The sequence below is a fragment of the Paraburkholderia sp. SOS3 genome, from assembly GCF_001922345.1.
In the GTDB taxonomy this organism is placed as follows: Bacteria; Pseudomonadota; Gammaproteobacteria; order Burkholderiales; family Burkholderiaceae; genus Paraburkholderia.
Genome location: NZ_CP018811.1, coordinates 3,491,411 through 3,507,297, shown reverse-complemented (window position 1 = coordinate 3,507,297; position 15,887 = coordinate 3,491,411). Strand labels below are relative to the sequence as shown.

Genomic DNA, 15,887 nt, shown 5'->3' with positions numbered 1-15,887 from the left:
GACCGGCCGGGCGCCGCGAAAGCCATACCAATTCAGATTTTTATGTCCGACCTGCAAACCTCTACCCCGAATACCGAATCTTTTGCGGCTCTGTTCGAAGAGTCGCTGACCAAGCAAGACATGCGCGCCGGCGAAGTGATTTCGGCCGAAGTCGTGCGTGTGGACCACAACTTCGTGGTCGTCAACGCTGGTCTGAAGTCCGAAGCCTACATCCCGCTCGAAGAGTTCCTCAATGACGCGGGCGAGGTAGAAGTGCAGGCGGGCGACTTCGTTTCCGTCGCGATCGACGCACTCGAAAACGGCTATGGCGACACGATCCTGTCGCGCGACAAGGCCAAGCGTCTCGCTTCGTGGCTGTCGCTGGAAAAGGCGCTCGACAACAACGAACTCGTGACCGGCACGATCACGGGCAAGGTCAAGGGCGGCATGACCGTGATGGTCAACGGCATCCGCGCGTTCCTGCCGGGTTCGCTCGTCGACACGCGTCCGGTCAAGGACACCACGCCGTACGAAGGCAAAACGCTCGAATTCCGCGTCATCAAGCTCGATCGCAAGCGTAACAACGTCGTGCTGTCGCGCCGCGCCGTCATCGAGGCGACGCAAGGCGAAGAGCGCGCGAAGCTGCTCGAAACGCTGAAGGAAGGCGCAATCGTCGAAGGCGTGGTCAAGAACATCACCGACTACGGCGCGTTCGTAGACCTCGGCGGTATCGACGGCCTGCTGCACATCACCGACATCGCATGGCGTCGCGTGCGTCACCCGAGCGAAGTGCTGTCGGTTGGCCAGGAAGTCACGGCGAAGATCCTCAAGTTCGACCAGGAAAAGAACCGCGTTTCGCTCGGCATCAAGCAGCTCGGCGACGATCCGTGGGAAGGCATCTCGCGCCGTTACCCGTCGGGCACGCGCCTGTTCGGCAAGGTCACGAACATCACCGACTACGGCGCGTTCGTCGAAGTCGAATCGGGTATCGAAGGCCTCGTCCACGTGTCGGAAATGGACTGGACCAACAAGAACGTTGCGCCGTCGAAGGTCGTGCAGCTGGGCGACGAAGTCGAAGTCATGGTTCTCGAGATCGACGAAGACCGCCGCCGTATCAGCCTCGGCATGAAGCAGTGCAAGCCGAATCCGTGGGATGACTTCAGCCGCAACTTCAAGAAGGGCGACAAGATTCAGGGCGCGATCAAGTCGATCACCGACTTCGGCGTGTTCATCGGTCTGCCCGGCGGCATCGACGGTCTGGTTCACCTGTCGGATCTGTCGTGGAGCGAAAGCGGCGAAGAAGCGGTTCGCAAGTACAAGAAGGGCGACGAAGTGGAAGCGGTCGTGCTCGGCATCGACGTCGAGAAGGAACGCATTTCGCTCGGTATCAAGCAGCTCGAAGGCGACCCGTTCAGCAACTTCGTTGCGATGAACGACAAGGGTTCGATCGTCGACGGCGTGGTGAAGGCGGTGGACGCTAAGGGCGCGGTCGTCACGCTCGGCGTGGACGTCGAAGGTTACCTGCGCGCTTCGGAAATCGCACAAGACCGCGTCGAAGATGCGCGCAACGTGCTGAAGGAAGGCGACAAGGTCAACGCGATGATCATCAACATCGATCGCAAGTCGCGTGGCATCAACCTGTCGATCAAGGCGAAGGATTCGGCGGAACAGCAGGAAGCGATGCGCGGCCTGCAGGCCGAGACGAGCGCGGCCGCAAGCGGTACGACGAACCTCGGCGCGCTCCTGAAGGCCAAGCTCGACGGCCAGAACCAGTAAGCCTTAAGAGGTCTGCTGCAGAATGACCAAATCGGAATTGGTCGCCCAGCTGGCTACGCGATTTCCGCAGCTTGTTTTGAAAGATGCGGATTTCGCGGTGAAGACGATGCTCGATGCGATGTCGGAGGCTCTCGCCAACGGCCATCGCATCGAAATTCGCGGCTTCGGCAGCTTCGGCCTCAATCGCCGCCCGTCGCGAGTCGGGCGCAACCCGAAGTCGGGGGAAAAAGTGCTGGTGCCCGAGAAGTACGTGCCGCACTTCAAGCCCGGCAAGGAATTGCGTGAACGGGTCGACCGGCGTGCCGGCGAACCGTTGAAGGCCGGCGCAGCTGACGTGTCGGACGACGATCAGTAAGTTGCCCTGGCACGGCCAAACGGCAAAGACCAGAAAGCGCCCTACGGCGCTTTTTTTTCGTCCGCGCAATTCGTCGCTGCATGCGCGCGCTTTGCGCGAGTCTTTCGTGTGCGGTTGCGCGAGTCCGTTGTCGTGACCCCGGCGCAGCCGAAACCCCGATTTCCCCCGCCGAGCGAGCTTGCGCCCACAGGCAGGGGCTTCATTTACAATACGGGGCACTTCGGCGCGGGCAAACACCGTGGCGCGATGCGTCATCAGGCCGGCGTCCTTCCCGCAACCGTCGTCAAGAGATACACAAATGAAATTTATCGTCTGGTTGATCCGCGTGCTGGTGTTCGTGCTGCTGCTGGTGCTCGCACTGTCCAACACGCAGCCTGCCACGCTGAATTTCCTCGCCGGTTACGCATGGCAGGCGCCGTTGATTCTGATCGGCCTCGCGTTCTTCGGCGTCGGCCTGGTGGCAGGGCTCGTCTCGGCGTTGCCGGGCGTGTTCCGCTTGCGGCTCGAAAACGGCCGGCTCAAGCGCGAGTTGCGCGTCGCACGCGAAGCGCCGGTCGTCGTCGAGGAACCGCCGTTGCCGCCGCTGATTTAAGCATTCCCGCGTTGCGCCCGATGCCTGGCGCAACTTACGCATTTTGCGCATTTCCGCTCATATCGCATGGATCTTGACTTCTGGTGGCTGCTCGTCATTCCCGTCGCGTTCGCGTTCGGCTGGATTGCGGCGCGTTATGACCTCAAGGCGCTGTTGTCCGAAAGCGCAAACCTGCCGCGCTCGTATTTCCGCGGCCTGAATTTTCTGCTGAACGAACAGCCGGACCAGGCGATCGATGCGTTTATCGAGGTCGTCAAGCTCGATCCGGAAACGATCGAACTGCATTTCGCGCTCGGCAACCTGTTCCGGCGCCGTGGCGAGACGGACCGCGCGATCCGCGTGCATCAGAATCTGCTGAACCGCTCCGATCTGCCGGTCGCCGAACGCGATCACGCGTTGTACGAACTGGGCCAGGACTTCCTGAAGGCGGGTCTGCTCGATCGTGCCGAGGAAACGTTCCGGATGCTCGAAACCGGCGATCACGCACTCGGCGCGCAACGCGCACTGCTCACGATCTACGAGATCGAAAAGGACTGGCACAAGTCGATCGAGACCGCCCAGCGGCTCGAAACGATGGGCACGGAGCCGCTTGGCAAGGAGATTGCGCAGTTCCACTGCGAGCTGGCGCAGGAGGCGCTGCAGCAGAAGAAGCCCGACGAAGCGCAGCGCCAGCTCGACCTCGCGCTGCGCGCCAATCCGCAGAACGTGCGTGCGACGATCCTGTTCGGGGACGTCGCCGCGGCGGCCGGCGCACACGAAAGGGCGATCGGCGAGTGGCGTCGCGTCGAGGAGCAGAACGCTGCGTACCTGCCGCTCGTCGCTGAAAAAGTGATGAAGGGGTACGAAGCGCTGGGCCGCCAGGAAGAGGGCGCCGACGTGCTTACGCAATGGGTCGACGATTACCCGTCGAACGATCTGCTCGACGTCGGTTACCAGTACGTGGCGGCGCTGCGGGGTCTCGACGCCGCGCACACGCTTGCGCGCACCCAGATGCAAAAGTCGCCGAACCTGGCCGGCATGACGCGGCTGCTCGAAGCGCAGCAGGCCAAGGCCGAAGAGCCGCGGCGCAGCGAACTCGAACTGATGCGTACGCTGATCCGTCAGCGCACCAAAAATCTGCCACGGTATACGTGCCAGAATTGTGGCTTCCGGGCGAGGCTTTTCTACTGGCAGTGTCCGGGCTGCAGCGGCTGGGAAACATACGCGCCGCGCCGGGTCGAGCCGATTACGGCATCGAGCTGACCCCGGGAAAGGCCAAACAGCAGTCGAGCGCAACTAAAAAAGCAGATACCACAACAGCAGAGCCACGAGGGCGGGCGGTGGCATCCGGCGTACAGCCGGGCGTCCCGGCCGGACCTGCGACGGTACTGAACTACCGGACTCCACTACCGGAAAGCGTATGAAAGTCACCATCATCGGCACGGGTTACGTCGGCCTCGTCACAGGCGCGTGTCTCGCGGAAATCGGCAACGACGTGTTTTGCCTCGACGTCGATCCGCGCAAGATCGACATCCTGAACAGCGGCGGCGTACCGATCCACGAGCCGGGTCTGCAAGAGATCATCGCGCGCACGCGCGCGGCGGGGCGCATTACGTTTTCGACCGATATCGAAGCGAGCGTGCGGCATGGCGACATCCAGTTCATCGCGGTCGGCACGCCGCCCGACGAGGACGGTTCCGCGGACCTGCAATACGTGCTCGAGGCGGCGCGCAACATCGGCCGCCATATGACCGGTTTCAAGGTGATCGTCGACAAGTCGACGGTACCGGTCGGCACCGCGGCGCGCGTGCGCGAAGCGGTCGGCGGGCAGCTGGCCGCACGCGGCCTCGCGGGCAGCCTGCAGCATGCGTTCTCGATCGTCTCGAACCCGGAATTCCTGAAGGAAGGCGCAGCCGTCGAAGACTTCATGCGTCCCGACCGCATCGTGATCGGCAGCGACGACGACGTGCCCGGCGAAAAGGCGCGCGAACTGATGAAGCGCCTCTACGCGCCGTTCAACCGCAACCACGAGCGCACGATGTACATGGACGTGCGCTCCGCTGAATTCACGAAGTACGCGGCCAACGCAATGCTCGCGACGCGCATTTCGTTCATGAACGAAATGGCCAATCTCGCGGAACGCGTCGGCGCCGATATCGACGCGGTGCGGCGCGGCATCGGCTCGGACCCGCGTATCGGCTACCACTTCCTGTATGCGGGCGTCGGCTACGGCGGCTCGTGCTTCCCGAAAGACGTGCAGGCGCTGATCCGCACCGGCAGCGAGTCGGGTCACAGTCTGCGCATTCTCGAAGCGGTCGAGGAAGTGAACCACGAGCAGAAGGAAGTGCTCGTGCGCAAGATCACGCAGTCGCTCGGCGACGATCTGTCCGGCCGCACGTTCGCGGTCTGGGGACTTGCATTCAAGCCGAACACCGACGATATGCGCGAAGCGCCGAGCCGCCGCCTGATTGCGGCGCTGCTTGCGCGCGGCGCGTCGGTGCGCGCCTACGATCCGGTCGCGATCGACGAAGCGCGCCGTGTGTTCGCCATCGACTTGCACGATGCGCCCGAGCAGCAGGCGCGTCTGCAATTCGTCGGCACGCAGGACGACGCGCTGACCGGCGCGGACGCGCTCGTCGTCGTGACCGAGTGGAAAGAGTTCAAGAGCCCGGATTTCGCCCATCTGAAATCGACCTTGAAATCGCCGTTGATCTTCGACGGCCGCAATCTGTACGAACCGGAGGCGATGACCGAACTCGGCATCGACTACCACTCGATTGGACGCCCTTATGTCGCAGCAACCGAATCCAGAACCGGCGGCGCCAGCCGTGCGTGATTCCATCCTCGATACCGCGACGCCGGTACCCGAGGCCGGCATCGTGCCGCGCGACCAGCTCGCGCATGCGCGCGTGCTGGTCGTCGGCGACGTGATGCTCGATCGCTACTGGTTCGGCGATGTGAACCGCATCTCGCCCGAAGCGCCGGTGCCGGTCGTGCATGTGCAGCGCCAGGAAGATCGCCTCGGCGGCGCGGCGAACGTCGCGCGCAACGTGGCGGCGCTCGGCGCGAAAGCAGGCCTCCTGTGCGTGGTCGGACACGACGAGCCCGGCGAACGCATCGTGCAACTGCTCGGCGACAGCGGCGTCGAACCGCATCTCGAGCGCGATCCCGCGTTGCCGACCACGATCAAACTGCGCGTGCTGTCGCGCCAGCAGCAATTGCTGCGCGTCGACTTCGAGAACCTGCCCGCGCACGAAGCGCTGCTCGCGGGCCTCGCGCGTTTCGATGCGCTGCTGCCCGCCCACGACGTGATCCTGATGTCGGACTACGCGAAAGGCGGCCTGACGCACGTGACGAAAATGATGGAAAAAGCGCGCGCGGCGGGCAAGCCCGTGCTCGTCGACCCGAAGGGCGACGACTGGGAACGCTATCGCGGCGCGACGCTGATCACGCCGAACCGCGCGGAACTGCGCGAAGTGGTGGGCGGCTGGAAGTCGGAAGCGGACCTGCTTGCGCGCGTCACGAAGCTGCGCACCGAACTCGACATCGCGGCGCTGCTGCTCACGCGTTCCGAAGAAGGCATGACGCTGTTCTCGAACGACGGCGTACTGCACGCCTCGGCCGTGGCACGCGAAGTGTATGATGTGTCCGGCGCGGGCGATACCGTGATCGCGACGCTCGCGGTGATGCTGGGCGCGGGTCTGCCGCTTGCCGAAGCGGTTTCGCTCGCGAATCGCGCAGCCGGCATCGTAGTCGGCAAGCTCGGCACCGCCACCGTCGATTACGACGAACTCTTTCACTCGCACTGATGCCGCTCGCAGCCGCTCGCCACAATGAGCAGCGGCTCGCTGTTACGCCCGACATCACCTCGAGCGTGAGAAGACGCTGCGGCGCATGCCGATCCTGGATCGGGCGCAATACATTCATCTCATCCACTCCCATCAGGCAGGGACGACCATGACTCTCATCGTCACCGGCGCGGCCGGTTTTATCGGCAGCAATATCGTCAAGGCGCTCAACGAGCGTGGCGAACACCGGATCATCGCCGTCGATAACCTGACGCGTGCAGACAAATTCAGGAATCTGATCGATTGCGAGATCGACGACTATCTCGACAAGACCGAATTCGTCGAGCGCTTCGCGCGCGGTGACTTCGGCAAGGTGCGCGCGGTGTTCCACGAAGGCGCGTGCTCCGACACGATGGAGCACAACGGCCGCTACATGATGGACAACAATTTCCGCTATAGCCGCGCCGTGCTCGACGCGTGCCTTGCGCAAGGCGTTCAGTTCCTCTATGCATCGTCGGCGGCGACGTACGGCGGCTCGGACCGCTTCGTCGAAGAGCGCGAGTACGAGCGGCCGCTCAACGTGTACGGCTACTCGAAATTCCTGTTCGATCAGGTGATCCGCCGCGTGTTGCCGACTGCAAAAACGCAGATCGCGGGCTTTCGCTACTTCAATGTGTACGGACCGCGCGAGTCGCACAAGGAACGCATGGCCTCGGTCGCGTTCCACAACTTCAACCAGTTCCGCGCGGAGGGCAAGGTCAAGCTGTTCGGCGAGTACAACGGTTACGCGGCCGGCCAGCAGACGCGCGACTTCGTCTCCGTCGACGACGTCGCCAGGGTCAACCTGTTCTTCTTCGATCACCCGGACAAGTCCGGCATTTTCAATCTCGGCACCGGACGCGCGCAGCCGTTCAACGATATCGCGTCGACGGTGGTCAATACGCTGCGCGTGCTGAAGCACGAACCGGCACTGTCGCTCGCGGAGCAGGTGCAGCGCGGGCTGATCGAGTACGTGCCGTTTCCCGATGCGCTGCGCGGCAAGTACCAGTGCTTCACGCAAGCCGACCCGACGAAGCTGCGCGCAGCCGGCTACGACGCGCCGTTTCTGACCGTGCAGGAAGGCGTCGATCGTTACGTGCGCTGGCTATTCGGCCAGGTGTGAATCTTTCGCAGACCTCCCTAAACTAGCGCCAGCGGTGGGCGGTTTTCACCTGCCGCTGTTGAAGACTGTTGAGTCAGTCGCGTGAGTTGAGTCTTTGTTTCAGGGAGGTTTGTATGCTTAAAAAAATTCTGGTTACCGCGGCGATGCTCGCCGCATTCGGTCAGCATGCGTACGCGGTCGTCGACGTCAATACGGCGAATGAGGACGCGCTGCGCACCATCAAAGGCATCGGTCCGGCGAAAGCCAGGTCGATTCTCGACGAGCGCGAAGCGCACGGTCCGTTCAAGGATGGGGCCGATCTCGCGAAGCGGGTCAAGGGCATGGGCGGCCACACGGTCGAGCGCCTTCAGGCGGAGGGACTCGCGGTCGGCGCTAGCGTACCGGCTGTCGCTGCTTCTGGCGCGCAGAATGCGGCTTCTGCAAACACGAAGACCACGCCTGCCGGCAAGACCGACGCGGCTGTCGTCGTGAAGAAGTAGCGAGCCGCCGCATACGCGTGCGGCGTCGCCGCACGCGTATGCGCGAGGCTTGATCGCACGTTGCTGTTGGTCACACGTTCTTTTCTGGTTGGACAGACATCGTCCACTCCTTCAGCCGTCGCTTCCGATGACTGGCGCCCGCGGCCTGCCGTCGCAATGCCTTGCGTTGCGCTGCATCAGCCGCGGGGCTTTTTGCGTGGGCAAGCGACACCGCGTTGCGTGCCGGGTCTCCACATGCGCGGCATGGTGAGACGGCAGGCAAAAGCAGCGTGGTTTAGAATCGGTCCATTGAGAATAGAAGCGCACGATCCGTACGCAACCGATATGACTTACAAAACGATTGAAGACACGATCGGCAACACGCCGCTCGTACAGCTCGTGAGAGTCGTCGACGACGAAATCCGCGGCCGCAACAATGTCGTGCTCGGCAAGCTCGAGGGCAACAATCCGGCGGGCTCGGTGAAGGACCGGCCGGCGCTCTCGATGATCAGGAAAGCGGAACTGCGCGGCCGCATCAAGCCCGGCGACACGCTGATCGAGGCAACGAGCGGCAACACCGGTATCGCGCTCGCAATGGCCGCTGCGGTGCGCGGCTACAAGATGCTGCTGATCATGCCGGAAGACCTGTCGCTCGAACGCCGCCAGAGCATGACCGCATACGGCGCGGAGCTTCTGCTGACGCCGGTCACGGGCGGTATGGAATATGCGCGCGATCTTGCCGAGCAGATGCAGCGCGAAGGCAAGGGCATCATCCTCGACCAGTTCGGCAACCCCGACAATCCGCTTGCGCATTACGAAGCGACGGGCCCTGAAATCTGGCGCGATACCGAAGGGAAGATCACGCATTTCGTATCCGCGATGGGTACGACGGGCACGATCATGGGCGTGTCGCAGTATCTGAAAGAACAGAACGCGCAGGTCCAGATCGTCGGCGCGCAGCCCGAAGAAGGTTCGCGGATTCCCGGCATTCGCAAATGGCCGGAAGCGTACTTGCCGAAGATCTTCGATCGCAGCCGCGTCGATCGCGTCGAGAACGTGAGCCAGGCTGCATCGGAAAACATGGCGCGCCGGCTCGCATCGGTTGAAGGCCTTTTCTGCGGCATCTCGTCGGGCGGCGCATGCGAAGTGGCGTTGCGCATTGCGCGGCAAGTCGAGAATGCGACGATCGTGTTTATCGTCTGCGATCGCGGCGATCGTTATCTGTCGACGGGTGTGTTTCCGGCCTGAGTTCGGTTTTGCCGGCGGGCCAGGCAACTGGTCCGCTATGCCGCGAGTCGGCAAACAAAAAGCGTCGTGCATCCGCTGCACGACGCTTTTTATTGCCTTGTGCCCGCAGAACTTCGGCGGGTCTCGATCGCAGTGCGTCGCAAACCCGCCAGGCAACACCTCATTGCATCTCAGGCGCCGGCGCACCACGACCGTTCACACCATTCGTGCCGTTGTTCATGCCGTTCGAACCCGCCGCACCGTTCACGCTGTTGGCGCCATTCGTGCCATTCGTGCCATTCGTGCCGTTGGCATCGATGCCGCCCGTCGCCGCGACCTGCGCCTTGATGCGCTGACCCAACTGATAAACGGCCAGCGCATAGAAGAAGCTACGGTTATAGCGCGTCAGCACATAGAAATTCTTGAGCCCGAGCACATACTCGGTCGGCCGCCCCGGCGACGGCAGATCGACGACCGTCACCGGCGTTCCCGCTTCGGACGTTGCGTTCAACGTAGACGGCTCGTTCATCAGCATGCCGGCACGCAGCAATTGCTCGAGCGACCAGTGCGGCTCGGGCTGTCCATTCGCGGCGGCCTGCGCGATGCCGAGGCTGCCGGCGTCGGATGCGATATTCCACACGACGGGCCGCCCCGTTTCCCAGCCGTGCTGCTTCAGATAGTTCGCGACGCTGCCGATCGCATCGGCCGCGCTCGTGCGCAGATCGATCGTGCCGTCGCCGTCGTAGTCGACTGCATATTGAATGATGCTGCTGGGCAGGAATTGCGGAATGCCGATCGCGCCCGTGTACGAGCCGCGCACCGAAGTCGGCTCGATCTGCGAGTCGCGTGTCCAGATCAGAAAGTCCGCGAGATTCTTGCGAAACGTGACTTCGCGTTCGGCGCGATTGGGCGTGTTCGGGTAGTCGAACGTCAGCGTCGTCAGCGCATCGAGTACGCGGAAGTTGCCCATATAGCGGCCGTAGATCGTCTCGACACCGATAATCCCGACGATGACTTCCGGCGGCACGCCGAACTGCTCGTACGCGCGCTGCAGCGTCGCCTGATTCGCGCGCCAGAACTTCACGCCCGCATTGATGCGCACCGCGTCGAGAAAGCGCGCCTGATACGCATGCCAGTTCTTCACCGCGGGCGTCGGCGCAGGCGTGACGAGCTTGACCGCGGTCGCCGAATAGCTGACTCGCGCAAAGAGATCGTGCAGCATGTTCGCATCGAAATCGTAGCGCGCAACCATGTCGTTGATAAACGCATCGACATCGCCGTTGTTCGCGTAGCGCTGCGGGATGATCTCTTCCTCGAACGTCTGCCCTTGCTGCACCGGCTGTTGCGGCTGCGCCTGCGCGACCGTTATTTGCGCAGTCTGCGGCTTGTGCTGCGGGCTCGGGCTTGCGCCCGACGTCTGCGCCGAGGCCGGGCCCGCTGCCGCGAACATGCACGATGCGACGATGGAAAGTGCGGCGCCCAGAGTGGTGGTACGGAGCCGGAATCGTGCGCGGGGTCGTGCGGGCAGAGCGGGGAAGGTGGGCAAGGCTGGCAAGTCGGGGCGAAAGGTCATGGGGTCGACGTGTGCGATGCGGATGGATGTGACGGATGAGTGACGAGGCGCGCCGATTTGCACGAATGCGTGCGAAACCGATCCGGCGCAGTATACCCGACGACGGTCGCGCAAAATGATGCAGGAACATTGCAGCGCGCGGCCGTGCGCGACTTCCACCTGCTGCAGCGCATATGGGGGCGGGGTGTGGCCGGGCAGCGCGCGGTCCAGTACGCGGTCCGATGGCGTGCTGTGGTAAGTTGACGATATGCGGCATGTGGCCGGACTTCGTCTCCAGGGCGCGCCGCCGGTATTCGGCGAACGGGCAGGCAACGACAAGCAACAAACAGGCGAAAAACAGGCGCGCAAAATCACCGGCCGAAATCAGCGCGACGAATGGGCACAACCGCGGGCACAAGCAAAGGCATAACCCGCGGGCACGATCGGGCACAATCGGGCACAACTCAAGGACACAACCCACGCGCGTTCGGAGCGCGACCAGCAAGCGCGCAACGAATCCCGCGACGACTGACGGCGACGACTCATGGCAACCGGTTTCTATTCCCACGCGGACTGTCTGAAGCATGAGATGGGGCACTGGCATCCCGAATGTCCCGCGCGCCTGCAGGCAATCGAAGACCAGCTGATCGCAGGCCGCATCGATGCGTTGATCGAGCGCGAATCGCCGCCGCTTGCGGACGAAGCGGATTTACTGCGTGTGCACACGCAGGCACACGTCGACCATATCCGTCAGACCTCGCCACACGAAGGCTACGCGGCCATCGACCCCGATACCTCGATGAACCCGCATTCGCTGCAAGCCGCGTTGCGAGCGGCAGGCGCGGCGGTCGCTGCCACCGACGCGGTCATCGCGGGCCGCTTCGACAACGCATTCTGCAGTGTGCGTCCGCCGGGCCACCATGCGGAGCCGGCCCGCGCGATGGGCTTCTGCTTTTTCAACAATGTCGCGATCGCGGCTCGCCATGCACTCGACGTGCATGGGCTCGAGCGCGTCGCGATCATCGACTTCGACGTGCATCACGGTAACGGCACCGAAGCGGCATTCACGGGCGACCCGCGCGTGCTGATGTGCAGCATCTTTCAGCATCCGTTCTATCCATACAGCGGTACCGAGAACGCATCGCCGAATATGGTCAACGTGCCGATCGCCGCGCGCTCGAAGGGCGACGTCGTGCGCGAGGCCGTCGATCTGCTGTGGTTGCCGCGGCTGCACGAGTTCAAGCCGCAGATGCTGTTCATATCGGCGGGGTTCGACGCTCATCGCGAAGACGATCTCGGCAACCTCGGGCTCGTCGAAGCCGACTACACATGGATCACCGAACAGATTCGCCATATCGCCGACCGGTACGCGAAAGGACGCATCGTCAGTTGCCTCGAGGGCGGGTATAACCTGTCGGCGTTGGGGCGCAGTGTCGTCGCGCATGTGAAGGCGCTCGCGGGGTTGTAGGCGCGCACTGCTCGCGCCGCATATGCACGGCGCTGCTGGAAGAGCACAAGCCGCAGCGAGAAACACGATCAATAAAAGAGCGCCGACGAGGGCGCTATCCGAGACCCAAACGGAGTCCCAAACGGACTTCCAAACGGAGACGATCATGAGTGCCCATCCGCAGCCTCAATCGCGTTCTGATCCGGAACGCGAGACCGGGTCCGACCACGGCTCGCTCGTCGAAGTCGAGCACGACGCGTACGGCACGCCCGGCGTCGTGCGTTTGACGTTGAACCGGCCGGCCGCATTCAACGCGCTGTCCGAGGCGCTGCTCGACGAACTGCATACGCAGCTCGCCACGCTCGAAAAATCGGATGCGCGTGTCGTCGTGCTGGCCGGCGCGGGCCGCGCGTTCTGCGCGGGCCACGATCTGAAGGAGATGCGCGCGGCGCCGTCGCTCGACTACTACCAATGGCTCTTCGCGCGCTGCACGAAGACGATGCTGACGATCCGCCGTTTACCGCAGCCCGTGATCGCGCGCGTGCACGGCATCGCGACGGCGGCCGGCTGTCAGCTGGTGGCGATGTGCGACCTCGCCGTGGCCGCCGACACCGCGCGCTTCGCGACATCGGGGGTCAACCTCGGCCTCTTTTGCGCAACGCCGGCGGTGCCGTTGTCGCGCAACGTGATGCCGAAAGCCGCACTCGACATGCTGCTGACCGGTGACTTCATCGATGCGCTGACCGCGAAGCAGCACGGCCTCGTCAATCGCGTCGCGCCGCTCGACGGGCTCGACGCCGAAGTCGCGGCGCTAGCCGCGAGCATCTGCGCGAAGCCGCGCGGCGCGGTGAGCGTGGGCAAGGCACTTTTCTATCGTCAGCTCGAAATGGGCGTCGAGGCCGCGTATCAGCTCGCCGGCCAGACGATGGCCTGCAACATGATGATGGACTCGGCGCTCGAGGGCGTGCAGGCGTTCATCGATAAGCGGTCACCTGAATGGCGCCGCTAGCCTGCGACCACGGATAAGCCGATAAGCAGTATGCGCAAACGCGCTAAATTCCGTACGGTTATGAAAAAATCGAAAACGATTATTAAAGGGCATGCCGTGCGTACGGTAAAATCGCGCGTCCAATCCGAAATAAAGCAGCGGCGGAGATTGCCAGCAGCGAGACGCAAAACGCTCGCCGGCAATAGTCCGCCGTTTTTTCATGATCGAATTTCGCCATATCTTGCAGCGCTTTGCCGGCCCACGAGGCTTGATCGACGCGCTGCATAGCGTCAGTCTGTCGATCCCGTCGGGCGAGGTATTCGGCATCGTCGGCCGCAGCGGCACCGGCAAGACCACGCTGGTGCGCACGATCAATCTGCTCACGAGGCCCACTGAGGGCAATGTCGTGGTAGGCGGCCGCGATCTGACCACGATGTCCGCGGGAGACCTGCGCGAAGCGCGCCGCGAATTCGGCATGATCCGCCCGTGATGACGCCTTGGCGACCTCGGCATTCCGCAGTCGCTCGGCGATTGGCTTGTGCGGCGGCTGAGCCACCAGTAGATGCGCATTGCGATCGTCGCCCGCCGCGGATTAGCGCGCGGATTAGAGGCACCGGTCGAACGCATGTCTGGCGCGTTGCGTATTTTTGAGATTAAATGGTTTGAATAGTACGACCGTTCGATATTGACGTTGCCTTTGACGGCGATGCAGTCCTCGCGAAATCCATCATGCCTGATGCGGCGTCGGCTGCATGTGGGCCGGGCGCCGAGGGGCTGTCGTTATAATGTCCGTCAGGTTGACGTATTCGTAACTTTGGAGCGTGTGCATGAAAATTCTGGTGCCAGTCAAAAGGGTGGTCGATTACAACGTGAAGGTGCGCGTGAAATCGGACCACACGGGCGTGGACATTGCGAACGTGAAGATGTCGATGAATCCGTTCGACGAGATCGCCGTGGAAGAAGCGGTACGCCTGAAGGAAGCGGGCGTCGCGACCGAGGTGATCGCGGTGTCGGCGGGCGTCGCCCAGTGCCAGGAAACGCTGCGCACGGCGCTCGCGATCGGCGCGGACCGCGCGATCCTGATCGAGTCGTCCGGGGAACTGCAGCCGCTCGCCGTGGCGAAGCTGCTCAAGGCGCTCGTCGACAGGGAAAAGCCCGCACTCGTGATCCTCGGCAAGCAGGCCATCGACGACGATTCGAACCAGACCGGCCAGATGCTCGCCGCGCTCGCGGACCTGCCGCAGGCGACGTTCGCCTCGAAGGTGACCATTGCCGACGGCCGCGCGACGGTCGCGCGCGAGGTCGACGGCGGCGCGGAAACGCTGACGCTGACGCTGCCCGCCGTGGTCACCACCGATCTGCGCCTGAACGAGCCGCGCTACGTGACGCTGCCCAACATCATGAAGGCGAAGAAGAAGCCGCTCGAGACGCTCAGGCCCGAGGACCTCGGGGTTGACGTCAGGCCGCGCCTGAAGACGCTGAAGGTCACCGAGCCGGCCGCACGCAGCGCCGGCGTGAAGGTGCCGGACGTGAAGACGCTGGTCGAGAGGCTGAAGAACGAAGCGAAGGTGCTGTAAGGGCGCGCGGAGACACACGAGATGACGACTCTGGTAATTGCTGAACATGACAATGCGTCGCTGAAGGCAGCGACGCTGAACACCGTAGCCGCGGCACAGAAGATCGGCGGCGACATTCACCTGCTGGTGGCAGGCCACGACGCACAGGGCGCGGCACAAGCCGCATCGAAAGTCGCGGGCGTCGCGAAGGTTCTGCTGGCCGACGCGCCGCAACTGGCCGAAGGCCTCGCGGAAAACGTCGAGGCGACGGTGCTTGCGCTCGTGCAGGGTGCGGCAGGGAATTACACGCACATCGTTGCGCCCGCCACCGCCTACGGCAAGAACATCGCGCCGCGCATCGCGGCGAAGCTCGACGTGGCGCAGATCAGCGACATCACGGCGGTGGACAGCCCCGACACGTTCGAGCGGCCGATCTATGCGGGCAACGCGATCGCGATCGTGCAGTCGGAGGACCCGGTCAAGGTCATCACCGTGCGCGCGACGGGCTTCGACCCGGTGGCGGCCGAAGGCGGCAACGCGCCGATCGAAACGATCGGGGCCGCTGCCGGTCGCGGCATCTCGCAGTTCGTGAACCGCGAAGTGACGAAGCTCGATCGCCCGGAACTGACGAGCGCGACGATCATCGTGTCGGGCGGGCGCGGCCTCGGCAGCGGCGAGAACTACACGAAGGTGCTCGAACCGCTGGCGGACAGGCTTGGCGCGGCGATGGGCGCCTCGCGCGCCGCGGTGGACGCGGGCTACGTGCCGAACGACTATCAGGTGGGACAGACCGGCAAGATCGTCGCGCCGCAGCTGTACGTGGCCGTCGGCATTTCCGGTGCGATCCAGCACCTCGCGGGCATGAAGGACTCGAAGGTGATCGTCGCGATCAACAAGGATCCCGAAGCGCCGATCTTCAGCGTCGCCGATTACGGCCTCGTCGGCGATCTGTTCACGCTCGTGCCGGAACTCGTGAACGAGCTCGGCTGATGGACGGGCACGACCGCAAGCGATAGCGCCGGGGCGTA

14 protein-coding genes and 1 pseudogene are annotated in these 15,887 nt (G+C 63.5%); 14 read left to right on the top strand and 1 reads right to left on the bottom strand.

Going from position 1 to position 15,887, the window contains the following annotated elements; translation table 11 throughout:
- Positions 1-42: 42 nt before the first annotated feature.
- The 9 genes from rpsA to cysM all read left to right on the top strand — a co-directional run bounded on the left by rpsA (position 43) and on the right by cysM (position 9,337).
- Positions 43-1,755 (top strand): 30S ribosomal protein S1, encoded by a 1,713-nt coding sequence (gene rpsA / locus BTO02_RS15680; protein WP_075157811.1) that lies wholly within the window; start codon positions 43-45, stop codon positions 1,753-1,755.
- Positions 1,756-1,777: 22 nt separating this feature from the next.
- The gene (locus BTO02_RS15675) at positions 1,778-2,110 is read left to right on the top strand and encodes an integration host factor subunit beta (RefSeq protein WP_075157810.1); all 333 of its coding nucleotides are present in this window, start codon (positions 1,778-1,780) and stop codon (positions 2,108-2,110) included.
- A gap of 298 nt (positions 2,111-2,408) precedes the next feature.
- On the top strand, positions 2,409-2,702 hold the full coding sequence (locus BTO02_RS15670; RefSeq protein WP_075157809.1) for a LapA family protein: 294 nt from the start codon (positions 2,409-2,411) through the stop codon (positions 2,700-2,702).
- A gap of 66 nt (positions 2,703-2,768) precedes the next feature.
- The gene (lapB, locus tag BTO02_RS15665; RefSeq protein WP_075157808.1) at positions 2,769-3,944 is read left to right on the top strand and encodes a lipopolysaccharide assembly protein LapB; all 1,176 of its coding nucleotides are present in this window, start codon (positions 2,769-2,771) and stop codon (positions 3,942-3,944) included.
- A gap of 157 nt (positions 3,945-4,101) precedes the next feature.
- Positions 4,102-5,517, top strand: coding sequence for a UDP-glucose dehydrogenase family protein (locus BTO02_RS15660; RefSeq protein ID WP_075157807.1), 1,416 nt, complete (start codon positions 4,102-4,104; stop codon positions 5,515-5,517).
- Complete coding sequence (gene rfaE1 / locus BTO02_RS15655) at positions 5,471-6,490, top strand: D-glycero-beta-D-manno-heptose-7-phosphate kinase (RefSeq protein WP_075157806.1); 1,020 nt, start codon at positions 5,471-5,473, stop codon at positions 6,488-6,490. Before BTO02_RS15660 ends, rfaE1 begins: the two co-directional genes overlap by 47 nt.
- Positions 6,491-6,638: 148 nt before the next feature.
- Positions 6,639-7,631 carry an ADP-glyceromanno-heptose 6-epimerase gene (rfaD, locus tag BTO02_RS15650; protein ID WP_075157805.1) on the top strand — a complete coding sequence of 331 codons (993 nt, stop codon included), beginning with the start codon at positions 6,639-6,641 and terminating at the stop codon, positions 7,629-7,631.
- Positions 7,632-7,744: 113 nt separating this feature from the next.
- Positions 7,745-8,110: a ComEA family DNA-binding protein gene (locus BTO02_RS15645; protein WP_075157804.1), complete on the top strand. Its 366-nt coding sequence runs from the start codon at positions 7,745-7,747 to the stop codon at positions 8,108-8,110.
- Positions 8,111-8,434: 324 nt separating this feature from the next.
- Positions 8,435-9,337 (top strand): cysteine synthase CysM, encoded by a 903-nt coding sequence (gene cysM, locus BTO02_RS15640; protein WP_075157803.1) that lies wholly within the window; start codon positions 8,435-8,437, stop codon positions 9,335-9,337.
- A 160-nt stretch (positions 9,338-9,497) separates the two neighbouring features.
- Here the strand turns inward: cysM and mltB are convergent, their stop codons facing one another.
- On the bottom strand, positions 9,498-10,766 hold the full coding sequence (mltB, locus tag BTO02_RS15635; protein WP_198039151.1) for a lytic murein transglycosylase B: 1,269 nt from the start codon (positions 10,764-10,766) through the stop codon (positions 9,498-9,500).
- Positions 10,767-11,412: 646 nt separating this feature from the next.
- Here mltB and BTO02_RS15630 point away from each other — a divergent pair.
- The 5 genes and pseudogenes from BTO02_RS15630 (at position 11,413) to BTO02_RS15610 (ending at position 15,849) form a co-directional block, all read left to right on the top strand.
- A complete protein-coding gene (locus BTO02_RS15630) occupies positions 11,413-12,336 on the top strand; it encodes a histone deacetylase family protein (RefSeq protein ID WP_075157802.1) in 924 nt (307 codons plus the stop codon).
- A 145-nt stretch (positions 12,337-12,481) separates the two neighbouring features.
- Positions 12,482-13,324 carry an enoyl-CoA hydratase gene (locus tag BTO02_RS15625; RefSeq protein WP_075157801.1) on the top strand — a complete coding sequence of 281 codons (843 nt, stop codon included), beginning with the start codon at positions 12,482-12,484 and terminating at the stop codon, positions 13,322-13,324.
- Positions 13,325-13,523: 199 nt separating this feature from the next.
- Positions 13,524-13,784, top strand: a pseudogene (locus BTO02_RS15620) (ATP-binding cassette domain-containing protein); the annotation flags it as partial.
- Between the two features lie 346 nt (positions 13,785-14,130).
- Entirely contained in the window at positions 14,131-14,880 is a 750-nt protein-coding gene (locus BTO02_RS15615; protein ID WP_075157800.1) for an electron transfer flavoprotein subunit beta/FixA family protein, read from the top strand.
- Between the two features lie 21 nt (positions 14,881-14,901).
- Entirely contained in the window at positions 14,902-15,849 is a 948-nt protein-coding gene (locus BTO02_RS15610; RefSeq protein ID WP_075157799.1) for an electron transfer flavoprotein subunit alpha/FixB family protein, read from the top strand.
- Positions 15,850-15,887: the final 38 nt, after the last annotated feature.